The sequence below is a fragment of the Luteimonas rhizosphaericola genome, assembly GCF_029888045.1.
In the GTDB taxonomy this organism is placed as follows: Bacteria; Pseudomonadota; Gammaproteobacteria; order Xanthomonadales; family Xanthomonadaceae; genus Luteimonas; species Luteimonas rhizosphaericola.
Genome location: NZ_JARXRN010000021.1, coordinates 533232 through 556754, shown reverse-complemented (window position 1 = coordinate 556754; position 23523 = coordinate 533232). Strand labels below are relative to the sequence as shown.

22 protein-coding genes are annotated in these 23523 nt (G+C 72.6%); 8 read left to right on the top strand and 14 right to left on the bottom strand.

All coding sequences use genetic code 11. From position 1 onward, the window contains the following. Positions 1-186: 186 nt before the first annotated feature. Positions 187-1134, bottom strand: coding sequence for a transaldolase (tal, locus tag QFW80_RS08875; RefSeq protein WP_280601359.1), 948 nt, complete (start codon positions 1132-1134; stop codon positions 187-189). A 219-nt stretch (positions 1135-1353) separates the two neighbouring features. On the opposite strand from tal, the gene QFW80_RS08870 reads away from it, so the two are divergent. After that, positions 1354-2124, top strand: a complete 771-nt coding sequence (locus tag QFW80_RS08870; protein ID WP_280601357.1) for an NYN domain-containing protein — start codon at positions 1354-1356, stop codon at positions 2122-2124. Here QFW80_RS08870 and QFW80_RS08865 read toward each other — a convergent pair. Next, complete coding sequence (locus QFW80_RS08865; protein WP_280601356.1) at positions 2118-4334, bottom strand: primosomal protein N'; 2217 nt, start codon at positions 4332-4334, stop codon at positions 2118-2120. The two genes, QFW80_RS08870 and QFW80_RS08865, sit on opposite strands and share 7 nt — an antisense overlap. Positions 4335-4787: 453 nt before the next feature. Here QFW80_RS08865 and QFW80_RS08860 point away from each other — a divergent pair, with 453 nt between their 5' ends. Next, a complete protein-coding gene (locus QFW80_RS08860; RefSeq protein WP_280601354.1) occupies positions 4788-5708 on the top strand; it encodes a hypothetical protein in 921 nt (306 codons plus the stop codon). Next, entirely contained in the window at positions 5695-6294 is a 600-nt protein-coding gene (locus QFW80_RS08855) for a DUF3106 domain-containing protein (protein ID WP_280601353.1), read from the top strand. The genes QFW80_RS08860 and QFW80_RS08855 overlap by 14 nt, the downstream gene beginning before the upstream one ends. 62 nt (positions 6295-6356) lie before the next feature. Here the strand turns inward: QFW80_RS08855 and QFW80_RS08850 are convergent, their stop codons facing one another. Beyond that, complete coding sequence (locus tag QFW80_RS08850) at positions 6357-6662, bottom strand: DUF4286 family protein (protein ID WP_280601351.1); 306 nt, start codon at positions 6660-6662, stop codon at positions 6357-6359. A 19-nt stretch (positions 6663-6681) separates the two neighbouring features. Further along, positions 6682-7893, bottom strand: a complete 1212-nt coding sequence (locus tag QFW80_RS08845; protein WP_280601349.1) for a DUF3667 domain-containing protein — start codon at positions 7891-7893, stop codon at positions 6682-6684. Positions 7894-8032: 139 nt separating this feature from the next. Here QFW80_RS08845 and QFW80_RS08840 point away from each other — a divergent pair, with 139 nt between their 5' ends. Together QFW80_RS08840 and sppA are read left to right on the top strand one after the other, a co-directional pair. Beyond that, positions 8033-9424 (top strand): MATE family efflux transporter, encoded by a 1392-nt coding sequence (locus QFW80_RS08840; RefSeq protein WP_280601347.1) that lies wholly within the window; start codon positions 8033-8035, stop codon positions 9422-9424. Positions 9425-9478: 54 nt separating this feature from the next. Then, complete coding sequence (sppA, locus tag QFW80_RS08835) at positions 9479-11365, top strand: signal peptide peptidase SppA (protein ID WP_280601345.1); 1887 nt, start codon at positions 9479-9481, stop codon at positions 11363-11365. Between the two features lie 205 nt (positions 11366-11570). Here the strand turns inward: sppA and QFW80_RS08830 are convergent, their stop codons facing one another. Further along, on the bottom strand, positions 11571-12596 hold the full coding sequence (locus QFW80_RS08830; RefSeq protein WP_280601344.1) for a sugar kinase: 1026 nt from the start codon (positions 12594-12596) through the stop codon (positions 11571-11573). Between the two features lie 206 nt (positions 12597-12802). On the opposite strand from QFW80_RS08830, the gene QFW80_RS08825 reads away from it, so the two are divergent. Beyond that, positions 12803-13852: a LacI family DNA-binding transcriptional regulator gene (locus QFW80_RS08825; protein ID WP_280601342.1), complete on the top strand. Its 1050-nt coding sequence runs from the start codon at positions 12803-12805 to the stop codon at positions 13850-13852. 119 nt (positions 13853-13971) lie between these two features. Beyond that, complete coding sequence (locus QFW80_RS08820) at positions 13972-14748, top strand: SDR family oxidoreductase (protein ID WP_280601341.1); 777 nt, start codon at positions 13972-13974, stop codon at positions 14746-14748. Here QFW80_RS08820 and QFW80_RS08815 read toward each other — a convergent pair. The 9 genes from QFW80_RS08815 to QFW80_RS08775 form a co-directional block, all read right to left on the bottom strand. Continuing rightward, positions 14736-15290 (bottom strand): lipocalin family protein, encoded by a 555-nt coding sequence (locus QFW80_RS08815; protein ID WP_280601339.1) that lies wholly within the window; start codon positions 15288-15290, stop codon positions 14736-14738. The two genes, QFW80_RS08820 and QFW80_RS08815, sit on opposite strands and share 13 nt — an antisense overlap. Next, positions 15287-16384 carry a cyclopropane-fatty-acyl-phospholipid synthase family protein gene (locus QFW80_RS08810; RefSeq protein WP_280601338.1) on the bottom strand — a complete coding sequence of 366 codons (1098 nt, stop codon included), beginning with the start codon at positions 16382-16384 and terminating at the stop codon, positions 15287-15289. Before QFW80_RS08810 ends, QFW80_RS08815 begins: the two co-directional genes overlap by 4 nt. Further along, the gene (locus QFW80_RS08805; RefSeq protein WP_280601396.1) at positions 16381-17178 is read right to left on the bottom strand and encodes a DUF1295 domain-containing protein; all 798 of its coding nucleotides are present in this window, start codon (positions 17176-17178) and stop codon (positions 16381-16383) included. Before QFW80_RS08805 ends, QFW80_RS08810 begins: the two co-directional genes overlap by 4 nt. 8 nt (positions 17179-17186) lie before the next feature. Then, a complete protein-coding gene (locus QFW80_RS08800) occupies positions 17187-18458 on the bottom strand; it encodes a cyclopropane-fatty-acyl-phospholipid synthase family protein (protein ID WP_280601336.1) in 1272 nt (423 codons plus the stop codon). Further along, the gene (locus QFW80_RS08795; protein WP_280601334.1) at positions 18455-19219 is read right to left on the bottom strand and encodes a DUF1365 domain-containing protein; all 765 of its coding nucleotides are present in this window, start codon (positions 19217-19219) and stop codon (positions 18455-18457) included. Before QFW80_RS08795 ends, QFW80_RS08800 begins: the two co-directional genes overlap by 4 nt. After that, positions 19216-20505: an NAD(P)/FAD-dependent oxidoreductase gene (locus QFW80_RS08790; protein WP_280601332.1), complete on the bottom strand. Its 1290-nt coding sequence runs from the start codon at positions 20503-20505 to the stop codon at positions 19216-19218. Before QFW80_RS08790 ends, QFW80_RS08795 begins: the two co-directional genes overlap by 4 nt. Then, complete coding sequence (locus QFW80_RS08785) at positions 20502-21434, bottom strand: acyl-CoA desaturase (protein WP_425603530.1); 933 nt, start codon at positions 21432-21434, stop codon at positions 20502-20504. The genes QFW80_RS08790 and QFW80_RS08785 overlap by 4 nt, the downstream gene beginning before the upstream one ends. A 210-nt stretch (positions 21435-21644) precedes the next feature. Continuing rightward, positions 21645-22322 (bottom strand): ChrR family anti-sigma-E factor, encoded by a 678-nt coding sequence (locus QFW80_RS08780; RefSeq protein WP_280601330.1) that lies wholly within the window; start codon positions 22320-22322, stop codon positions 21645-21647. Beyond that, the gene (locus QFW80_RS08775; protein WP_280601329.1) at positions 22319-22948 is read right to left on the bottom strand and encodes a sigma-70 family RNA polymerase sigma factor; all 630 of its coding nucleotides are present in this window, start codon (positions 22946-22948) and stop codon (positions 22319-22321) included. The genes QFW80_RS08780 and QFW80_RS08775 overlap by 4 nt, the downstream gene beginning before the upstream one ends. 138 nt (positions 22949-23086) lie before the next feature. Here QFW80_RS08775 and QFW80_RS08770 point away from each other — a divergent pair, with 138 nt between their 5' ends. After that, positions 23087-23521, top strand: a complete 435-nt coding sequence (locus tag QFW80_RS08770) for a VOC family protein (RefSeq protein ID WP_280601327.1) — start codon at positions 23087-23089, stop codon at positions 23519-23521. Positions 23522-23523 lie beyond the last annotated feature (2 nt).

Sequence of the window (23523 nt, the reverse complement as noted above, 5' to 3'; positions counted from 1 at the left end):
CCCGGCGACCCTACCGGGTCGCGTACCAGCGGCCACCTCGAGCGATGATGCGCGTATTCGTTGGCCACGGCCGAAATGACCGGCGCACGCACGATGCGACGTCGCGTCCGAGCACCCCGACGCACGACGCACGACGCACGACGCACGACAGCCGGACAGCCCGGCCGTCGCGCGTCGCATCGCGGCTCAGCCGAGCTTCGCCGCCAGCTGTGTTTCCAGCTTGCGCTGGTCGGCGGCGAAGTTGCGGATGCCCTGGGCCAGCTTCTCGGTGGCCATCGCGTCCTCGTTGTGCTGCCAGCGGAACGCGGCCTCGTCGAGCGCGCCGGGCTTGTCGCCGCGCTCGCCGCTGTCGACCAGCGCACGCTCGACGGTCTCCTCCGATGCCTCCAGCGCCGCGAGCAGGTCGGGCGAGATGGTCAGGCGGTCGCAGCCGGCCAGCGCCAGCACTTCGCCGGTATTGCGGAAGCTCGCGCCCATCACCACGGTGTCGTAGCCGTGGCGCTTGTAGTACTCCCAGATCCGAGTGACGGACTGCACGCCGGGGTCGTCCTGCGGCGTGGCCGGCTTGTCCATGCCGTTGGCCAGGTGCCAGTCGAGGATGCGGCCGACGAAGGGCGAGATCAGGAACACGCCGGCCTCGGCGCAGGCCACCGCCTGGGCGAAGGAGAACAGCAGCGTGAGGTTGCAGTGGATGCCTTCGCGCTCCAGGCGCTCGGCGGCGCGGATGCCTTCCCAGGTGGAGGCGATCTTGATCAGCAGGCGGTCGCGGCCGATGCCGGCCTGGTCGTACAGCTCCACCAGCCGGTGCGCCTTGGCCACGGTGGCTTCGGTGTCGAAGCTCAGGCGTGCGTCGACCTCGGTCGAGACGCGGCCGGGAATCAGCTTGAGGATCTCGCCGCCGATCGCCACCGACAGCCGGTCGCCGGCGTCGGCCACGCGCGCCTCGCCGCTGCCGGTCGCGCCCGCCACCGCCTCCGCCAGGTGCGTGCCGTAGGCCGGCAGCGAGGCGGCCTTGAGCAGCAGCGAGGGGTTGGTGGTCGCGTCCATCGGCTTGAAGCGGGCGATGGCCTCGATGTCGCCGGTGTCGGCGACGACGGTGGACAGGGCGCGGAGCTGTTCGAGCTGGGTCGGCATGTCGGGATCACGGGGTTGCGTGGGAAAGCCCCATTGTCGCGCATCCGCCGTGGCGCTGCCGCAACGGTTTCAGCACGTACCGTCGCGTCGCCGGCGATCCGCAGCGGTGCGTGCCGATGCCCCCCCGCACGGGCGGACGGCCGTCGATGCATCGGTGCGGCCCGCGTCGCGCGCTGCGACGCGCTACCCTGCGCGCATCGCAACTGCAGGGGAACTGACATGGCGGACGCCGACCGGCGCATCGCGCTGCTGATCGACGCGGACAACGCGCCGGCGTCGAAGATCGACGCGATCCTCAACGAGGTCGCGCGCCATGGCGTGGTCAACGTGCGCCGGGCCTACGGGAACTGGAAGAGCCAGAACCTGGCCGGCTGGGAGAAGGTGCTGCACGAGTACGCGATCCGGCCGATCCAGCAGTTCAACTACTCGACCGGCAAGAACGCCTCCGACATGGCGATGGTGATCGACGCCATGGACCTGCTGTACGCGCGCAACCTGGACGGCTTCGCCATCGTCTCCAGCGACGCCGACTTCACCCCGCTGGTGATGCGCGTGCGCAACGACGGCTACGCGGTCTACGGCTTCGGCCAGAAGCAGACCCCGCTGCCGTTCGTGAAGGCCTGCTCGACCTTCCTGTTCCTGGAGAAACTGGGCGAGGATGGCGACGTGTCCGGCGACCAGGCGCGTCCACGCACCTCGGGCGAGCTGCGGGGCGACGCGGCGCTGGCGCACCTGCTGCGTGGCGCGGTGGTGGCGGTGGCCGACGACGAGGGCTGGGCCAACCTGTCGGGCGTGGGTAGCCACCTCGGCAACCAGGGCTCGTTCGATCCGCGCAACTACGGCTATCGCAGCCTGAGCGCGCTGATCGACGCGGCGGGCCTGTTCGAGGTCCAGCGCGAGGGCCAGACGGTGCGCATCCGCGAGAAGCCGAAGGCGCGCTCGGGTCGCACGCGCAAGCGCGGTACGAAGACCGCCAAGGCGGCTCAGTAGAGGTCGACCGGGTCCACGTCCAGCGACCAGCGCACCTTGCGTGCCTCGGGCAGGGCGTGGATCGCGGGCAGGGCGGCGTGCAGCGCGGCGTGCAGGGTGCGCCGCGCGCCCGCCGACAAGAGCAGCTGGGCGCGGTGCATGCCGGCGCGCCGCGGCATCGGCGCCGGCATCGGGCCGCTGAGCGCCGGCGATGCATCGTCGCCCGCGGCCGGGTCGCGCACCGCCTCCAGCGCCATCCGCGCCGCCTGCAGGAACGCCAGCGGTGGCCCCGCATGTTTGGCTTCCGCGCGCAGCAGGGCCAAGTGCGCGAACGGCGGGAAGCCGGCCGCCGCGCGCTGTTCCAGCTCCTCCGCGGCGAAGGCGTGGTAGCCACCGTCGATCAGGGTGGCGAGCAGCGGGTGGTCGGGATGATGGGTCTGCAGCAGCACCTGACCCGGCCGTTGCGCCCGGCCGGCGCGGCCGGCGACCTGGATCAGCAGCTGCGCCAGCTTCTCGTGGGCGCGGAAGTCGGCCGAATGCAGCCCCTCGTCGATGCCCACCACGCACACCAGGGTGAGCCCCGGCAGGTCGTGGCCCTTGGCCAGCATCTGGGTGCCGATCAGGATCCCGGGCCGCGTGCCGAGTTCGCCGAGCAGTCGCTGCATCGCGTCGCGCCGCTGGGTGCTGCCGCGGTCGATGCGCAGCACCGGCACGCCGTCGAAGCGCGCCGCCAGCACTTCCTCGATGCGCTCGGTGCCCACGCCCTGCGGCTGCAGCGCGAGGCTGGCGCAGTCCGGGCAGGCCGGCGGCGAGGGCCGGCGGTGGCCGCAGTGGTGGCACTGCAGGCGCCGGCCGTGCGCGTGCACCGTCATCGGCCGCCCCACCTCGGGCGTGCCGCAGCGCGGGCACTGTGCGCTCCAGCCGCAGTCGTGGCACAGCAGCACCGGCGCGTAGCCGCGGCGGTTGCGGAACACCAGCACCTGGCCGCCATCGGCGAGCGCGGTGGCGATCGCCTCCAGCATCTGCGCCGACAGGCCCGCCTCCAGCGGCCGCTTGCGCACGTCGACCACGCGCACCGCCGGTGGTCGCGCGTCGCCGGCGCGCTGCGACAGGCGCAGGTAGCCGTAGCGGCCGGACGTGGCGTTGTGCAGCGTCTCCAGCGACGGCGTCGCGCTGCCCAGCAGCACCGGCACGCCGAGCGCCTTGGCGCGCACCAGGGCGAAGTCGCGGGCGTGGTAGCGGATGCCGTCCTGCTGCTTGTAGCTGCCGTCATGCTCCTCGTCGACCACGATCAGGCCGGCGTCGGGCAGGGGCGTGAACACCGCCGAGCGGGTGCCCACGACCACCCGCGCCTCGCCGCGGAACGCCGCCGCCCAGGTGCGGGCGCGCTCGCCGTCGTTGAGGCCGGAGTGGGTGGCGTGCACCGGCACGCCCAGGCGCGCACGGAAGCGCTGCAGCAGTTGCGGGGTGAGCCCGATCTCCGGCACCAGCACCAGCGCCTGGCGTCCGCGCGCGAGGCAGTGGGCGATCGCGTGCAGGTAGACCTCGGTCTTGCCGCTGCCGGTCACGCCGTCGAGCAGCATCGGGGCGAAGCCGGCCTGCGACGCGATCGCGTCGATCGCCGCCTGCTGTTCGGCGCTCGGCACCGGCCCGGCCTGCGGCGCCGGCGCGAGCTGCGAGGCCGGCACTGCGATCCGCTCGACGAACCCGCGCTGGCGGAGCGAGCGCGCCGCGGAATGCCAGCCGTCCATCAGCGCGTCGAGCGCGTCCTCGTCGCGGGGGGCCTCGCGCAGCAGCTCGGCCAGCCGGCGCGGGCGCGACCCGGTCCGCAGGCCGGCGAGCGCGGTCGCGCCCGATTCGGTCAGCCGCCACGCCCAGGCATGGGTGTCGGGCAGGGACTCGCCGCGACGCAGGGCTGCGGGCAGGGCGGTGGCCAGCACCTCGCCCAGCGGCGCGTGGGTGTAGCGCGCCAGCCAGTGCAGCGATTCGAGCAGTTCGCCGCGCAGCAGCGGCGCGGGGTCGAGGCGGGCGAGGATCGGCCGCAGCTCGGGCGCGCCCGGATCGGCGGCGCCGATCGCGGCCACCACTCCCACCAGCTCGCGCGGTCCGAACGGCACGCGGACCCGACCGCCGATGTCGCCGGCAGCCGGGTCCGGGGCGGCATAGTCGAACAGCCGCGGCAATGGCAGCGGCAGGGCGACCTGGAGGACGGCATCGGCGGGCTCGGACACCGCGGAAGTCTATCCATCCCGGGGCCGGCCGCCGCGCCCGGACTTGCGCGCCTCCACTTCCGCGACGCTGGACCTTCCGCGCGCAAGTGGATGGCGGGGAAGGAATTTCCCCTTATCCACAATTTGTGTGGATAACCCTGTGCACGAGCGCGCCCGCAGCGTGTTTTTGGCCCCGGGGAGCGTGTGAAAGGGTGGCTTGGCGAAAAAAGCGCCAATTCCCTATTTCCTTTGCAGATCAGCAATTTATGCGTGAAACAAACCCTTCACAATCGTCAAGCCGGCTCCACGGCCGGCGCGTATGACGGTTCGACGACGCATGTGCACAACGTTGGCCCGCAAACGCCGGGGTGGATCAGGCAGTGAGACGCCCGTCAAGCCCCCGGGCGCCATCGGCAGCGCCGTATCATGGCCGCAGCGGGCCGCCCCCGGGCCCGGCAACGACGACCTGGCGCCTTGAACGATCCCTCCGCGGCCAATGCCGCCCTGTCCGCTTTCCTGCGCGGCGTCGAACGACGCGGCGCGGTGTTCGCCGAATGGCAGGGCGGGGACCCGGAGGCCGGCGACGCGGCCCTGGCGGCCACGCTGCGCGGGTTCCGCGAACGCGCCGGCGGGATCGTGTTCGCGGAATGGCCGCGCCGGTTCTGGGCGATGCTGCTGGCCGCGCCGCAACTGCGCCAGGCGGCTCCGACCGGTGCCGGCACCGCGCCAGCGGCCGTCGCCGCGCTCGGGGTCGGGCCGCGGGCCGCACTGCTGCTGCGGCTGGTCGCGGGACTGGCCGAAGCCGAAGCCGCCGCGGTGCTGGGCATCGCGCGGCCGACCTACCGCCTGGCCCTGCAGCGCGCGCTGCCGCATCGCGAGGACGGCAGCCCCGATCCGGAGGCCTGGCGCGCGCTGTCCGCGGCCGCGCAGCAGGCGGTGCGCGCGCTGCCGCAGGAGCGGCTGGAGACGGTGGGGATGCTGCGCGACGGCCTGCGGCCGCGTCCGCCGGTGCGGCCGGTGCCGGACGGGGCAACGGGCGCGCGGCGGCGGGCGGGCTGGGTGTGGCCGGCGACGCTGGCCGTCGCGGTCCTGACCGCGGCCGCGCTGGGCGCCACCTGGTGGGGACCCTGGCTGGCCCAGCCGGTCGCGCCGGGCGTGGACGGGATCCGGGTCGAACCGCTGCCGCCGGCCCAGCCGCCGGCCGCCCGCTTCGCGCCTGCCGACGCGCTGGCCAGCCACCGCGACCTCGACCTGCTGCTGGCCCAGGCCACTGGCGGGTTCGCCGACGATGCCGATCCCGCCTTCGATGCGTGGCTGGTGCAGGCGCTGGAAGACGGGGCGCGCGCGGACGGCGCTCCGTCCGTCGATGCGGAGCCGGTCGATGCACCGCGCTGAGGAATGCGCACGCGCCCCCGCACGGCTGGCGCTGGTGCTGGCGCTGGTGCTGTCGGCGGGCGCGCAGGGCCAGCCCGCGACCGGCGCCGGCCCGCAGCGGATCGCGGCGCTGTCGCCGGCCGACCGCGCCGCGCTGGAGCGCCGCGCCGAGGCCTGGGAGGCCCTGCCCGAACCGATGCGTCGCGAGCGCCGCGAGGCCTGGCTGGCCTGGCGCGACCTGCCCGTGGACGAGCGTGCGCGCATGCGCGCCGCGCGCGACGCCTACCTCGCCCTGCCCGTGGCCGAGCAGCAGGCGCTGCGCGCGCGCTTCGATGCGCTGGATGCCGGCATGCGCCGCGGCTGGCTGCTCGGGCCGGTACTCGGCGCCGACTGGCCGCAACTGCACGCGCTGTTCGCCCAGGTCGGCACGGACGAACGCGAGGCGCTGCTCGACGCCCTGCGTGCGCTGCCGGCGCAGGCACGCGCCGACCTCGGCGTGCTGGCGCAGCGCACGCCGCCGCAGGAGCGAGCAGACCTGCGCGCGGCCCTGATGGCGCAGCCGCCGGGACAGCGCGCAGCCTGGTTGCGGCGGCGCGTGTCGCCCTGATCATCGCGTCGCGCTGGGGTGCGCGGCGCCGATGCCTGCGCGCCGCGCGCCGGCCGCCGGGATCAGCCGACGGCGCGCAGCACCCGGCGCGAGGCGCGCATGCGCTCGCCGAAGCGGTCGCCTGCTTCCGCGCGCATGCGCGCGGCGTGCTCGCGCAGGTAGGCGTCCAGCGCTGCCTGGTCGCGGAGCCGGTAGTGGACGCATATCAGCAGCTGGCTGGCGTCGGGCGGGGTCTCGACGATCTCGAAGATCTCCGCGCCGACGAACCCCGGTAGGGCGAGGATCCGCTGCACGTGGCCCGGCAGCCAGGCCAGGACATCGTCGGCGACCCCGCGATCGATCCGCGCGCTCACTTCGTACAGCACCATGTCCGGCTCCTCCACCTGTCTACAGCCACACCACGCTGGCGACCGTGGTGAACGCCGCGCCGAGGCTGAGCAGGATCGAATAGGACAGGCCGATCACGCCGTACTTGATCAGGGTCATGGTCCATCCCTGGCGATAGACGCGCTTCTGCATCAGCAGCAGGTAGATCGGCATCCATGTCCACAGCGCCGCCTCCAGCACCTTGAATACGATGCCGATTCCGCCGCCGTCCGGGGCCAGCCAGCGTTCCAGCGCCATGGCCACGAACACCAGGAGCAGCGCCAGGCACATGAAGGCGTGGCTGTGCAGCGCCACGATCAGGTGCTCCATGTACAGCCGCCGCTTGAACACGTAGGCGATCTTGAGCATGAGCGCGAACAGCGGCAGCAGCACGAACAGGGTCGAGGGCACCGCGCCGAGCAGCGAGTCCTTGAGCAGGTCCGGATCCTCCTGCAGGCGCTGCACGTTCTTCTCGGCGCGGCCGACCTGGCGGTTGAGCCAGTCGTTGGCGAACCCGGGCAGCCAGCCCACGACGATCGGGTTGGTCACCGGGTCCCAGTCGTCGGGGCCGAAGGTGAGCCGGTTGACCCGCGGCACCGGCGGCGGCCCGCCGGTTTCCTCCGCGGTGCGGAAGGCGGCGATGCGCTCGTCGGCCTGGGCGCGGATCGCGGTTTCGGCCGCCTGCAGCGCGGCATCGGCGGTGCGCAGTCCGGTGATCGTGCCCACGTTCGGAACCCGCGCATCGTCCTCGGCCGCGGCGATCTTGGGCGCCAGTTCGGCGCGCTCTGCGGCGAGCTCGGCCAGCGCCCGGTCGCGCGCGGTTTCCACCTCAGCCACGCTGCGCGCGGTCTCGATCGCGCTGTCGCCGCCGAGCTGCACCGGGTTCTCGTTGCCGAAGCTGATCACCAGCTTGCCGATGAAGAAGGTGACGATGGCGATGAAGAAGAACAGCCGGAACGGGCTGACGTAGCGGATGCGGCGCCCGGCGAAGTACTCCAGCGACAGGTAGCCGGGCCGCGCCAGCAGCGGCCACAGCGTGCGTGGCGTGCGCGAGTCCCATTCGAACACGCTGTCGAGCACGTCGCCCACGAGGCTGGAGAAGTGCCGCACCAGCCCCTTCACCGGTTGGCCGCAGGCGTAGCAGTGCTCGCCCAGCAGCGGCGTGCCGCAGTTGGCGCAGTCGCCACGGGTGGCGGCGGCCGGCAGCGGGGGCGGGGCGGAGGATGTGGTCATCGGCGCTCGACGGTGGTTCGAGGGAAGGCAGTGTGCGATGGCGCGGGCACGCGCCTAAAATACCGGTCGCCGCCGACCCGGCGCCAGCGCGCGACATCCGATCGCTGCCGGCCGCAGTCGCGCTGGATCCGGTTGTTCCATGTCCCCGCCCGTCTCCCCGACGCGCTTCCGCGGCGAAGTGCGCACCACCGCCTTGCTGGCCGCGCCGCTGGTCGGCGGCCACTTGGCCACCGGCCTGATCGGCTTCGTCGACAACGTGATCGCCGGCCGCCACGGCACCAACACGCTGGCCGGGGTGGCGGTCGGCACGGCGCTGTTCTGGCTGCCGATGATGGTGCCGATGGGCACGCTGATGGCGCTGCCGCCCTCGGTCTCGCAGCTCGACGGCGCCGGCCGGCGGGCGGAGATCGGGCCGCTGTTCCGGCAGGCGCTGTGGCTGGCGCTGGCGCTGGGCCTGCTGCTGTTCGTGCTGCTGACCCTGTCGGTCCACGCGCTGGCGCCGATGGGCATCGCGCCGGAAGTGCGGCCGACCGCGGCCGCGTTCCTGCACGGCATCCGCTGGGGCATCCCCGCGCTGACGCTATATTTCTGCCTGCGCTACCTGTGCGACGGCCTGCACTGGACCCTGCCCACGCTCGCGTTCGGCTTCGGTGGCCTGCTGGTGCTGCTGCCGCTGGGCTATGCGCTGACCTTCGGCGCGTTCGGTTTCCCCGAGCACGGCGCGGCGGGGCTCGGGCTGGCGTCGGCGATCATGATGTGGCTCCAGGTGCTGGGGTTCGTGGCGTACCTGGCGCGCGCCCGGCGGTTCGCGGAACTGCGCCTGTTCGAGCGGTTCGATCCACCGCAGTGGCTGCAGATCGCCTCGCTGCTGCGCACCGGGCTGCCGATCGGCGTGACGGTGGCGATGGAAGGCGGGCTGTTCATCGTCACCGCGCTGCTGATCGGGCGCATCGGCGAGCTGGAGGTGGCCGCGCACCAGATCGCGATCAACGTCGCCAGCCTGTGCTTCATGATCCCGTTCGGGCTGGCAGAGGCGACCACGGTGCGCGTCGGGCACGCGATCGGCGCCGGGCGCGGGTCGCACGGCGTGCGGCGCGCCGCGCTGGCGGGCCTGGCGCTCGTGCTGGCGACCCAGGCGCTGTCGGCGGCGGTGCTGCTGGGCGCGAACGAGGCGATCGCGGCGATCTACACCCGCGACCTGGCGGTGGCCTCGCTGGCCGGTTCGCTGCTGCTGCTGGCCGCGGCGTTCCAGTTCCCCGACGGCATCCAGGTGCTGTCGGCCGGGGCACTGCGCGGCCTGAAGGACACGCGGGTCCCGATGTTCATCGCCGCCTTCGCCTACTGGGGCGTGGGCATGCCGCTGGGCGCCGGGCTGGGCCTCGGGCTGGGCTGGGGCCCGCGCGGGATGTGGCTGGGGCTGATCGCCGGGCTGACGGTGGCCGCGGTGCTGATGGCGCTGCGCTTCGTCCGCAGTAGCCGGCCCACCGCGCTGCCGGCCGTGCCGCCGGTGCAGGTGACCAACGGGGCATGAAATCGTCGGGGCCGGCGGTTACTCTGGTCCCATGGCACAGGAGCATTCGTCCACATGAGTCAACCTTCCACGCGCGGCCCGCTGCTGCGCGCCATCGTCGGCGTCTGGGACGGCATGAACTTCGTCCGCCGGCTGGTCTTCAACCTGCTGTTCTTCTTCCTGCTGCTGCTGGTGCTGGTGGTGCTGGTCGGCGGCCGCCAGGGCGTGGCCCCGGTCGAGGCGCGTTCGACGCTGGTGATCGCGCCCGAGGCGCAGCTGGTCGAGCAGTACACCTCCGACCCGGTCAGCCGCTCGTTCCAGGCCAGCTTCGGCCAGGGCCCGGCGGAAGTGCAGTTGCGCGACCTGCTCGGCGTGCTGGAGAAGGCGAAGGACGACGCCAAGATCGAACGCGTGCTGCTGCGCGTGGACCGGATGGCCTTCTCCGGCTTCGCCTCGCTGCGCGAACTCGGCGAGGCGATCGTCGCGCTGCGTGAATCGGGCAAGCAGGTGGTGGCGTTCGGCGAACGCTTCACCCAGGCGCAGTACCTGCTCGCCGCGCATGCCGACGAGGTCTACCTCGACCCGCAGGGCGAGGTGCTGCTGCTGGGCCTGAGCGGCTACCGCCAGTTCTACCGCGAAGGGCTGGAGGACAAGCTCGGCATCGACATGCACCTGTTCAAGGTGGGCGAGTACAAGTCCGCCGCCGAGCCCTTCATCCGCGACGACGCCTCGCCCGAATCCAAGGAAGCCGACCTGTTCTGGCGCGGCGACGTGTGGCAGCGCTACCTGGCCGACGTGGCGCGCCTGCGCAAGACCACGCCGGCGCAGCTGGCCGCGGGCATCGACACGCTGCCGGCAGGCATCGCCGCCGTCGCTGGCGACACCGCGCGCTACGCGATGGAGCAGAAGCTGGTCGACGGGCTCAAGACGCAGGAAGAGGTGGAGATCCTGCTGGCCGAGCGCGGCGTGGCCGACGAGGACGCCGAGGGCGGCTTCCGCCAGGTCGGCTTCTTCGATTACCTGCGCCACGTCGACGGCCCCGGGCGGGCCGCCGATCCGCGCCCGCAGGTGGCGGTGGTGGTGGCCGAGGGCGAGATCGTCGAAGGGCGGCAGCCGCCCGGCGTGATCGGCGGCGAATCCACCGCGGCCCTGCTGCGCGAGGCGCGCGAGGACGAGGACGTCAAGGCGGTGGTGCTGCGGGTGAATTCGCCCGGCGGCTCGGCCTTCGCCTCCGAGGTGATCCGGCGCGAGATCCTGGGCCTGAAGGCCGCGGAGAAGCCGGTGGTGGTCTCGTTCGGCGATGTCGCCGCCTCCGGCGGCTACTGGATCAGCATGGACGGCGACCGCATCTACGCCGATCCGTCCACGATCACCGGCTCGATCGGCATCTTCGGACTGGTGCCGACCTTCCCGCGCGCGCTGGAGAAGATCGGCGTGCACACCGACGGCGTCGCCACCACCCGCATGGCCGGCGCGTTCGACCTCAGCCGGCCGCTGGCGCCGGAAGTGGGGCAGGTGATCCAGTCCTACATCGACAAGGGCTACCGCGATTTCATCACCCGCGTGGCCGCCGGCCGCGCACGCACACCCGAGCAGATCGACCAGGTCGCGCGCGGTCGCGTGTGGACCGGCACCCAGGCGAAGGAGCGCGGCCTGGTGGACGAGTTCGGCGGCCTGCGCGCGGCGATCGCCGATGCCGCCACGCGCGCCCGCCTGGGCGAGCCGGGCGACTGGCAGGTGCGCTATGTCGAGCGCGCGGCGACGCCGTTCGAGCGCTGGTTCACCGGCCTGCTGCAGGGCCGCCTGGGCCAGGCCTGGCTGCGCGAATCCGACCTCGCCCGGACCCTGCTGGCGCGCGCCGCGCCGCAGGCCGAGCGCGACCTGAAGGTGCTCGAGCGGGTGCTGCAGGTGCGCGACGGCGCGCCGGTCAAGGTGCTGGCGCACTGCTTCTGCGGGCTGTGAGGACGGGCGCCTGCGGGCGCCCGAGCGCCACGGGCGGCGTGTGCGCATGGACCGAGCGGACTTCGTCGTCGGGCCATGCGCCAGGGCCGGGCGCCGAACATCTCACCACTCACCATCGCTCCGTGGCGACCCCGGCAATCTCCAGGACGTGCGCGTGATCGGGTGACGTCGCGGCGCGGCCGACCTCACGCGATCCGACGCGTCGTCAGCGCTTCACGTCCAGCCGTTCGCCGCGCACCAGCGCCAGCACCTCGTCCACTCCGCACAGGTTGAAGTCGCCCGGCACCGCGTGCTTCAGGCAGCCGGCGGCATGGCCGAAGCGCAGGCTGTCGGCGTCGTCCCAGCCTTCGAGCAGGCCGTGCAGCACGCCGGCGGCGAAGGCGTCGCCACCGCCGATGCGGTCCACGATCGCCGGAAGTTCCAGCGGCGCCACGCGGTGCAGTTCGCCCGCGCGCGTGGCCATCAGCGCGCCCAGCGCGTGATGCTCCACGCTGGCCTGCGCGCGCGTGGTGCAGGCGATGCGCTGCAGCCGCGGGAAGGCGTCGAAGGCCCGGCGCGCGGCGCGGGCGAAGCGCTGCTCGTGGGTGTCGGCGTCGTCGTCGGTGCCCGGGCCTAGCACCACGTCGATGTCGCGATGGTCGGCGAAGGCGATCTCGGCGCCCTCGAGCAGCGGGCGCAGGAGCGTAGCCGGATCGCCGTCCCACGCCGCCCACAGCCTGGGCCGGAAGTTGCCGTCGAACGAGACCCGCACCCCGCCGGCGACCGCGGCGCGCACCGCGTCGGCGGCCGCGGCGGCGGTCGCGGCGCCGAGCGCCGGCGTGATTCCGGACAGGTGCAGCCACGCGGCGCCACCGAGCAGCGCGGTCCAGTCGTAGCCGGCGGCGGGCGCCAGCGCGAAGGCGGATGCGGCGCGGTCGTAGAGCACCTCGCTGGGGCGGTGCCCGGCGCCGGTGGCCAGGAAGTACAGGCCCATGCGCCCGTCGGCCAGACGCACGCGGCGGGTATCGACGCCATGGCGACGCAGCTCGCCCAGCGCGGCGCGCCCGAGGGGGTTGTCGGCCACCGTCCCCAGCATCGACACGGCATGCCCGAACTGTGCGAGCGAGACGCCGACATTGGCCTCGGCCCCGCCGATGCGGACCTCGAGCGACGGAGACTGCAGCAGCAGTTCGCGCCCGGGCGCGGCGAGGCGGAGCAGCAGTTCACCGAAGCAGGCGATCGAACCGGGCATGGGATCTCCGGAGGGGACGGGGTCGTGACGCAGGTGGTACGCGCGCGAACGGGATGCCTCGAAGCCGGCGAGTATGCCGCGCCGCGCCGGGGATGCGAAACGCGAGAGCCGGGCGGTGCGCGCGCGTCGCGCTCCCTCGCGCACCGGCGCCTTGGGCCGCAGCCGCCGCGCTAGACTGGCGCCGGTACTCCGCTGCTGGACACACCATGCCGCGACCGCGCGGGACACACGACGCCAGGGCCGAGCTTCGGGGCAGGGCCGCCACCATCAACGACATCGCCCGGCTGGCCGGTGTGTCGAAGAAGACCGTCTCCCGGGTGATCAACCAGTCCCCGCTGGTGCGTGCGGACACCCGCGAGAAGGTCGAGACGCTGATGCGCGAGGTCGGCTACGTGCCCGATCCGATGGCGCGCGGGCTGGCGTTCCGGCGTTCGTTCCTGATCGGGATGATCTACGACAATCCGACTGCCCAGTACATCGTCGACATCCAGTACGGCGCGCTCGACGCGCTGCGCGATTCGGGCTTCGAGCTGATCGTGCATCCGTGCGACAGCCGCAGCCCCGGCTACATCGACGGCGTGCGCAGGTTCGTCCAGCTGCAGAAGCTGCACGGCGTGATGCTGGTGCCGCGCGTGTCCGAGGACCAGGCGCTCGCGGACATGCTCGACGAACTCGGCTGCCGGTACGCGCGCATCGCCGCGGTGGCGCTCGATTCCCCCGAGCGCATGGTCGTCACCCACGATCGCGACGGCGGCGCCGAAGTGGCCGACTACCTGCAGACCCTGGGCCACCGCGAGCTGGCGATGATCACCGGCCCGGCGACGTACCGGTCGGCGATGGAACGCAGCGAGGGCTTCATCGGCGCGCTGAGGCGGCGCGGCATCGAGATCCCGCCCGAGCGCCTCGCGGAGGGCGGCTACACCTTCGAATCGGGCGTGGCCGCCGCCGAGAGGCTGCTCGCGCTGCCGGCACCGCCGACGGCGATCTTCTGCGGCAACGACGAGATGGCGGCGGGCGTCTATCGGGTCGCAGTGCGCGCAGGCGTGCGGATCCCGCAGCAGCTCTCGGTGGTGGGCTACGACGACAGCCCGCTGGCCACCCGCCTGTGGCCGCCGCTGACCACGGTCCGGCGCGACACACGCGACACGGGCCGGATGGCGGCCGCCCTGCTGCTGCAGAACAGCACGGCCTCCGGCGTGAGGCTGAGCGTGCGCCCGCACCTGGTGGTGCGAGACTCCTGCGGCCCCCCCGCGTAGCAGGCTCTGGCACGTCGCCGCAGGCGCCGCCGGGTCCGGTGCCTGCCGGATGGCGCGAGATGTCCGACGCCGCTGCCGCTGGCGCTATGCTTGGGTTCCTTGCGAGCCCGGATGCGACGATGGATCCACACCGCTGGCGCCTGGATAGACAACTCGCGCTGGTGACCGGCGGCAGCGCCGGCATCGGCCGCGCGATCGCGCGCGAACTGCTCGGCTTCGGCGCCACGGTGCTGGTGGTCGCGCGCAACGGCGACGCGCTCGAGGCCGCGCGCGACGAACTGGCCGACGAGTTTCCCGCCGGCGACATCCGCGCCTTCATCGGCGACGTCTCCGACGACGAGCAGCGGCGCGAGGTGCTGGACTGGGTCGAGGACCAGGGCGAGGGCCTGAACATCCTCGTCAACAACGCCGGCGGCAACCTCACCCGCGGTGCCAACGACTACGAAGAGGACGAGTGGCGCGAGATCTTCGAGGTCAACGTGTTCAGCGCGTTCGAACTCTGCCGCTACGCGCACCCCCTGCTCACCCAGCACGCGGCTTCGTGCATCGTCAACGTCGGCAGCGTATCGGGCATCACCCACGTGCGCAGCGGCGCGCCCTACGGCATGAGCAAGGCGGCCATGCACCAGATGACGCGCAACCTCGCGGTCGAGTGGGCCGAGGACGGCGTACGGGTGAACGCGGTCGCGCCCTGGTACATCCGCACGCGCCGCACCTCGGACAAGCTGTCCGACCCCGACTACCTGGACGAGGTGCTGCTGCGCACACCGATGGGCCGGGTCGGCGAGCCGGAGGAGGTCGCCGCCGCGGTCGCGTTCCTGTGCCTGCCGGCCGCGGCCTATATCACCGGCGAGTGCATCGCCGTGGACGGCGGGTTCCTGCGTTACGGGTTCTGAGCCGGCGGCAGCGGGTTGCCGGACTGCGGCACGCGCCGGACCTTGGAGACGTCGTAGCCGAGGTCGCCGATGCGGCGGAGGGCGGCCTCGTACTGCGCGTCGCTGACGGTCGGCGTGCGCGCCATGAACCAGACGTAGTCGCGCTTGCTGCGGCCGACGATGGTGCGCTGGTAGTCGGGGTCGAGGTCGACGATCACGTACTCGGCCTGGATCGGCCAGAAGAACTGCATGCCCCAGATGGCGCCGTTGCCGTGCTCGCGCACGGTGCCCACCGGATGCATGGTCTCCACCGGCGCGTCGAAGCCGCCGTCGCGGTAGCGGAACGTGGTCTGGATCCGGCCGTCGTCGCGCAAGGCGTAGGTCTCGACCGCGTCGTACGCGTCGCGCTCGGGACGTGTGGGGATGTGCGCGATCACGTACCAGTCGCCCATGAAGCGCGGCACGTCGACCTCGGCCACCGGCGGGATGGCCGGCGGGCGGGTGGCGCAGGCGGCGAGCAGGGCGAGGGCGAGGCCGGACACGATCCAGCGGGTTGCGTTCATCGCGGGTCTCCCGGGTTGCGGCGATCGAAGAGGTAGTGCGCGACGCCCCATTCGCGGCCGTCGCGGTAGCCGAACAGTTCCGCGCACGCCATCCAGAACATGCGCCAGCGCTGGAACCACAGTGGCGCCGCCGCGGCGCCATAGGCCTCGCGCAGCACCGCCATGCAGGCGTCGCGGTTGGCGTCCTGGTTGCGCAGCCAGTGGTTGGCGGTGTTGCGGTAATGGGTGCCGTCGAGCAGCCAGCGCCGCGACAGCCGCAGGTCGTCCTGGAAATGGAGCAGGGTGTCGGCGGCCGGCATCAGCCCGCCGGTGAAGAAATGCCGGCCCATCCAGTTGTCCTCGCCCTCGGTTTCAAAGGGGTACATCAGCGTGCGGTGGGCGAAGATGTGCACGAACAGCTTGCCGCCGGGCCGCAGGCTGGCGGCGATGTGCGACATCAGCGTGCCGTAGTTGCGCATGTGCTCGAACATCTCGATCGACACGCAGCGATCGAAGGCTTCGCGCGGCAGCTCGACGTGGTTGACGTCGCCGGTGACGATGGCGATGTTGCGCAGGCCGCGCTCGGCCGCGCGCGCCAGGATGTATTCGCGCTGGCCGCGCGAGTTCGAGACCGCGGTGATCCGCGCGCCCGGGTAGCGCTCGGCCATCCACAGGGTCAGCGAGCCCCAGCCGCAGCCAAGTTCCAGGATCGACTGGCCGTCGGCCAGCCCGGCGCGCTCGCCGTACAGCGCCAGCATCGCGTCCTCGGCCTCGTCGAGGGTCTCGCCGCCGGTGGGGTACCAGGCGCTGCTGTACTTCAGCCGCTTGCCGAGGCAGAGCTCGAAGAACGCCGGCGGCACCTCGTAGTGCTGGCGGTTGGCCGCGTCGACGTGCAGCGCCACCGGGCTCGTGCGCAGCTCGTCGACCAGCGCGGCGAAGCGCGCCGACTGCGCCTCCAGGCCGCCTGCGCACTCGTCGCGCAGCCGCTGCGCGCACCGCCGGCGGATGCCGAGGCGCAGCAGCGCGTCCGGCAGCAGGCCGCGTTCGGCGAGTCCGGCGAGCTCGGGCGAGTAGTCGGGCGGCGCGGTGGGCAGGGACTGGACCTGGCTAGTCATCGGGAATGCTCCTCGGTGCGTGGCGCATCGTCGGACGGGAACCACGGGAACAGCATCGGCGTGCTGCGCTGGTAGGCGCGGTAGTCGTCGCCGCGGGTGCGCAGCGCCTGCTGTTCGGTGAACGGGATGCCGCTGATCCAGCGCAGGAACACGAACATCACCACCGGGCCGGACAGCGCCAGCCACCACAGCGGCGAGCCGACCGCGAGCAGCACGTAGGCGAACCAGTGCAGCCATTCGAAGAAATAGTTCGGATGGCGCGAATAGCGCCACAGCCCCTCGCGACAGGTCCGGCCGCGGTTCGCCGGGTCGGCGCGGAACCGCGCCAGTTGCCGGTCGGCGATCGCCTCGCCGGCCACGCTCCCGATCCACACCGCCACCGCCGCCAGCCACCAGCCCCAGGCATCGTCGCGCGGGTTGGCCGCGACCGCGACGAACGGCAGCGCGAACAGCACGACCAGCAGCGCCTGGAACTGGAAGAAGCCGAAGATCCTGCCCTGGTGCCCGTCCCAGTGCGCACGCAGGTGGCGATAGCGGCCGTCCTCCGGCTCGCTGCGCACGCGCTGCCACAGGTGCGCGGCCAGGCGCAGGCCCCAGGCTGCGCCGAGCGACGCGAGCAGGGCGCGCGGCACCACCGCGCCTTCGCCCAGCAAGGCGGCGACCGCCGCCGCGATGCCGACCCCGCAGGCCCACAGCACGTCGACGATGCCGATGTTCGTGTGCCGCCGCTGCCAGCGCCAGCCGAGCGCCATCATCGCCGCTGCGAACGCGAACACCAGCAGCACGGTGGCCAACGGCGCGTTCACGCCGGACCTTCCATCGCGATCCCGCCCGCCGCCGGCCGGTAGCCGGGGCGCGCCATCAGCAGGTGCGACACCCCGATCGAGCGCTCGCGGAAGCCGCCCTCGCAGTAGGCGAGGTAGAACTCCCACAGCCGGATGAAGCGCTCGTCGAAGCCCTGCACGCGTACGGCCGGCAGCTGCGCCAGGAAACGCTGCCGCCAGGCCTGCAGGGTAAGCGCGTAGGACGGGCCGAAGTCGTGTTGCACCAGCAGCTGCAGGTCGCCGACTCGGGTCTTGGCCTGCACGATCGCGTCGATCGACGGGATGAAGCTGCCGGGGAACACGAAGCGCTTGATGTAGTCCACGCTGGCCAGCGCCTGGTGGTAGCGGTGGTCCTCGATGGTGATCGCCTGCAGCAGCGCCAGCCCGTCCGGCTGCAGCAGTTCGCCGACCTTGCCGAGGTAGGTCGGCAGGTAGCGCGCGCCCACCGCCTCGATCATCTCGATCGACACCAGCTTGTCGTAGCGGCCCTCCATGTCGCGGTAATCCTGCAGCAGCACGGTGACGCGGTCCTGCAGCCCGGCCTCGGCCACGCGCTGCTGCGCGAGGGCGTGCTGTTCGCGCGAGATGGTGGTGGTGGTGACGTGGCAACCGTGGTGGCGCGCCGCGTACAGGGCGAACCCGCCCCAGCCGGTGCCGATCTCGACCACGCGGTCGCCCGGCTGCAGCTGCAGCCACCGGCAGATCCGCTCCAGCTTGCGCGTCGAGGCCGCCTCGAGCGTGTCGTCTTCGGCGGCGTACAGCGCGGAGGAGTACATCAGGTCCGGCGACAGGAACAGCGCGAAGAACTCGTTGCCGAGGTCGTAGTGCGCCGCGATGTTGCGGCGGCTGCCGGTGCGGGTGTTGCGGCGCGCGGCGTGCCACAGCCGCAGCGCCGCGCCGCCGAGCCGCGCCAGCCCGCCTTCCATCGCGTCGAGCAGGTCGCGGTTGCGCACCAGCAGGCGCACCAGCGCGACCAGGTCGCTGCAGCGCCAGTAGCCCTCGATGTAGGCCTCGCCGGCGCCGACGCTGCCGCTGGCCGCGGCCAGGCGGTAGAAGCGCATGTCGTCGACATGCACGTCGATGCGCGGACCCGCGGCGGCGGCATCGCCGACGACGGTGGTGCCGCAGGCATCGGACAGCACGATCGCGCCGCCCTGCAGCCCCGCCAGCGTGTCGAGCAGGCGGCGACGCAGCAGCCGGTCCAAGGGCGAGGCGGCGGTCGAGGGCAGGGTGTCGGCGATGCGGTTCATGCAGGAGTCCTGCGCGAGGCGGGATGGTCGAACACGGGGGTACGCTTGAGCCACAGCCGCAGCGCCTGCCAGTGGATGCCGGCGACCACCTGCAGCGTCATCAGCGGGTAGCGCGCCAGCACCCGCGCCAGGCCGGGACCGTCCAGCGGCCGGCGCGCCATCGCCACCCCGGCGTCGAACTGCAGCGCATCCTCGCGCCAGACCTGCATGTGCACGTGCAGGTCGTCGCCGGGCGGGGTGAAGCGCCAGTCGTAGCGGCAGTCCATCGGCAGGAACGGCGAGACGTGGAAGCGCTTGTCGAAATCCCAGTGCCAGCAGCGGCCGTTGATGCGCGCCTGCGACAGCGGCAGCACGTAGGGGTGGCGCTCCTTCCACGGCGTGTTGGTGATCTCGGCGACGATGCTGTGCAGGCGCCCGTCGTCGCCGTGGCAGTAGTAGAAGCTGACCGGGTTGAAGACGTGGCCGCCGTAGCGCAGGTGGGTGAGCAGGCGCACCGGCCCGCCGGGACGCTCGCCCGTGCCCTCCGCCACGCAGTCGCGGACCGCGTCGGACAGCGGCCGCTCGGGATCGCCGAGGTAGTCGCTGCGGCGGAATTCGGCGAGGTTGCGACGATCCACCGACCACAGCCAGCGCCGCTCGAACACGGCATCGACCTCGTCGAGGTCGAGCAGCAGCTGCGCGACGCCGTATTCGAACGCGTGCGCCCGCGGCAGGTGCCGGCGGTGGCGGACGCGACCGGTGTAGATCGCGCTGGCGCTCATGCCGCCACCCCGTCGAGCACGGCCGGATTCGCCTCGTGAAGCCGTGCGGCCTCGTAGGCGTCGACCAGTTCGCGTGCGCTGCGGATGCCGTCCTCGTGGAAGCCCCAGCCCCAGTAGGCGCCGGCGAACCAGGTGCGGCGGCGGCCCTGGATCTCGTGCCTGCGCGCCTGCGCGCGCACCATCGCGTGGTCGTACACGGGATGGGCGTACTCCATCCTGCGCAGCACGCGGTCGGGGCGGATCGCCTCGCTGCGGTTCAGCGTCACCACCAGCGGGCGCGGTGCCTGCAGTCCCTGCAGCAGGTTCATCCAGTAGCTGACCGTGCACGCGGCGCCCGGCGCGGCCGGCACGTGCGCGTTCCACGCGGCCCAGGCCTTGCGGTGGCGCGGCAGCAGGCGCTCGTCGGTGTGCAGCACCACGTCGTTGGCCTGGTAGCGGATCGTGCCCAGCACCGCGCGCTCGCGGGCGTCGGCGTCGGGCAGCAGCGCCAGCGCCTGGTCACTGTGGCAGGCGAGCACGACGTCGTCGAAGCGGTGGCGGCCGGAGGCGCTGTCGACGTCGACGCCGTCGTCGCCGCGGTGCACGGCGTGCACCGGATCGCCGGTGCGCACCCGCACCCGCCACCGCGCGCGCAGCGCATCGATGTAGCGCGAGGAACCGCCGCGGACCACCCGCCATGGCGCGCGGCCTTGCACCTGCAGCATCTGGTGGTTGGCCATGAACTGCACCAGGTAGCGGGCCGGGAAGTCCAGCACGCTGGCGACTGGCGACGACCACAGCGCGCAGGCCATCGGCACCAGGTGGTGCTCGACGAACAGCCGGCCGTAGCCGCCCCGCGCGAGGTAGTCGCCGAGGGTCGGCCCCTCGTCGTCGCCGTGCAGCAGTGCCGGTGCCTCGCGGTAGAACCGGCGCAGGTCGAGCAGCATCCGCCAGAAGGCGGGCGAGGCCAGGTTGCGGCGCTGGCAGAACAGCGTGTCGAGCGAAGTCGCGTTGTACTCAAGCCCGCTGGCTTCGTCGTGCACCGAGAAGCTCATCGTGGTTGGCTGGCTTTCCACGCCGAGCTCGTCGAACAGCGCGGTCAGCAGCGGGTAGTGCAGGGCGTTGAACACGATGAAGCCGGTATCCACCGCGTACGCACGCCCATTGAGCTCGATGTCGTGGGTGTGGGTATGCCCGCCGAGGCGGTCGCAGCGCTCGAACAGCGTCACCTCGTGGCGCTGCGACAGCCACCACGCGCTCGCCAGCCCGGCGATGCCGGAGCCGACCACCGCGATGCGCCGGCTCATCGGCCGGCTCCGTCGCGCGCATGCGCATGCACCCAGGCCGGCACCGGCTTGAGGCCGGAGACCAGGCCGAGCGCCGACATCAGGCGCAGGCCGTACCAGGTCAGGTCCAGTTCCCACCAGCGGAAGCCCTGCCGCGCCGAGCCCGGGAAGAAATGATGGTTGTTGTGCCAGCCCTCGCCGAAGGTCAGCAGCGCCAGCCAGGCGTTGTTGCGGCTGTCGTCGCGGGTGTCGAAGCGGCGGCTGCCGAAGCGGTGCGCGAGCGAGTTGATCGTCACCGTGGCGTGGAACAGCACCACCGTCGACACGAAGAAGCCCCACACCAGCAACTGCGGTCCGCTGGTGCCGAGCCCAGGCGCCCAGCGCTGCAGCGCGGCGCCGAGCAGGTACAGCGCCACCGCCAGCGCGACCGGCACCAGGGTGTCGTAGCGGTCGAGCCAGCGCAGCTCGGGGTAGCGCGCCAGGTCCGGGATGCGACTCCAGTCGGTGCGGAAGCCCGCGCGGGTCAGGAACCAGCCGACGTGGCTGCGCCAGAAGCCGTGGCGCGGCGAGTGCGGGTCGGCCGGGGCGTCGGCGTGGCGATGGTGGTTGCGATGGTGCGCGGCCCACCACAGCGGCCCGCGCTGCACGCTGGACGCGCCGATCAGGGCGAAGAGGAACTGCAGCGGACGCGAGGTGCGGAAGGTGCGGTGCGAAAAATAGCGGTGGTAGAACGCGGTGATCGCGAACATCCGCAGCGCGTACAGTGCTGCGGCCACGGCGACGGCGAAGCACGACACGCCGACCCAGAACACGCCCAGGCAGGCCAGGTGCATGCCCAGGAAGGGCAGCGCGCGCAGCCAGTCGATGCGCTCGTCGTCGCCCGGGTGGTCTGCACCGGCCCCGACATGACCGGCTCCGGCGTGGGCGGAGGTATCGAACCAGCGGCGCAGGGCGGCGACACGATCGCGTCGTGGCAATGGGTCGCGGTGGCGCGCCGGGTCACGAGGCTGCACGGTGGATCCCTTGGGCGATGGATACGATGCATACGCGCGATCGACGCCGAACGGATGCACCGGTGCGACCGACGCGTCGGACGCACGTCACCGGCTCGTCAGCGTCGAGGACGGCGCGGCGCAAGCCTGCGACCGCGCCGCAGAGCGTCAGAGCCTGAACAAGGGCTGGAGCTTGCGCGCCAGCCAGCCGCGGAATTCCAGCGGCGCATCGAGCGCGGACACGCAGATGCAGGGGACGCCCGGCGCGGTGACCGGCTGGTGCTCGATGTCGCTGTCGAGGTCGGCGATGTCGCCGGGCGCGAAGTGGCCGAGCGCGTCGTCGTAGGCGCCCTGCAGGATCTGCGTGACCTCCGAGGCGCCGTGGCTGTGCAGCGGCAGACTCTTGCCGGGCGCGATCTTCAGCAGCAGCAGGTTGGCGCTCTGGGGCGCGCGGATGAGATGCACGCCCGGCGCCATCCAGCGCCAGCGCAGTGCGCGGTACGAGCTGCCGAAGTAGGGGTGCAGCGGCGTCGGCAGGCGGTCGGGGTCGCGGCGCGGAGCGGGCGGCGCGGCCGGCGCCTGCTCCCGGGCGTCGTCCACCCCACCGGCCGTCTCCAGCCGCGCCAGCATCCGCTCGCGCAATTGCGCGGCGTGCGGCAGCAGGGCGGCGGCGGGCTGCTGCTGTTCGACCAGCAGGCCGCCGACGTGCTCGGCTTCGTCGATGCGCCTGCGGCAGGCCGCGCAGCCGTCCAGATGCGTCGCGACCACCGCGCTGACCTCGGGCGGGAGCGCGCCGGCCGCGTAGCTGACCACGGTCGACGGGTCGAGATGGTGGCACGGGCTCATCGCTGGCCCTCGATCTCGCTCTGCAGCCGCAGGAAGGCGCGGCGCAGGTGCGACTTCACCGTGCCGAGCGGCATCCCGAGCGCGGCCGCGATCTCCTGGTGGCTCTTGGCCTCGAAGTACGACATGCGGATCAGCCGCGCCTGTACCGAGGACAGCGCGTCGATGCGGCGCTTGAGCTGGGCCTGGTCGACGTAGGACTCGGCCGACGACGGGATCGCGAGCCCGTCTTCGGTCGCGGCCAGCGCCACTGCCTCCTGCGCCTGCATCCAGCCCGGTTCGCGGCGCACACGGTCGATGTAGAGGTTGCGGGCGATGCGGAACAGCCAGGTCGACAGGCTGCTGCGCGCGGCGTCGTAGAGGTGGGCGCGCAGCCACAGCTTGAGCAGGGCGTCCTGGGCGAGTTCCTCGGCCACCGCGTCCGGCGTCCCCAGCCCGCGCAGGTACAGGCAGACCCTGGGCATGAAGTGGTCGTAGATCCGCATGAAGCAGTCGCGGTCGCGCCAGCGCGCCACCGCGTCCATGTCGGGGGACCAGTCACGGGCCTCGCGCAGCGGTTGCACGGTGGTGGCCACGGCGCGGCTCGCCTCGAACGGCGATGCGGTCCTGTCGGTGGGTTGGGCGGTCATCGTAGGCGAGGCGGATGTTCGGACGGCGTATAGACCCGGGCTCATACGCGCCAGGCGGGCCAGCGGATGCACCGGCCCGCCGGTTTCATCCCGGGCGGCGCGGGGGCTAGGATGATGGCCGCCCCACTGGAGCACGCCATGGAAACCCAGCAGATCCACCGCGGACGGCTGATCGACCACCTGCACCTGGTGGTGCGCGACGTCGCCGCCAGCCGCCGCTTCTACGAGGCCGTGCTCGGCGCCCTCGGCATCCCCATGGGCGGGGGCGGCGAGGACTGGTTCTGGGCCGACGAGCTGTTCGTCTCCAGCGCCGACAGCGAGGCGGCGGCGGGCGAACTCACCGGCCGTCACCACTTCGCGTTCCAGGCGCGCGACCGGGCGCAGGTGGAGGCCTTCCACGCCGCCGCGCTGGCGCATGGCGGGCGCGACCACGGCGCGCCGGGCGAGCGGCCCTACCACCCAGGCTATTACGCCGCGTTCGTACTCGATCCCGACGGCAACAACGTCGAGGCGGTGTACCACGGGCCCGCGCAGCGCAGCGCGGCGTCGGTGCACATCAGCTTCGACGCCTGAGC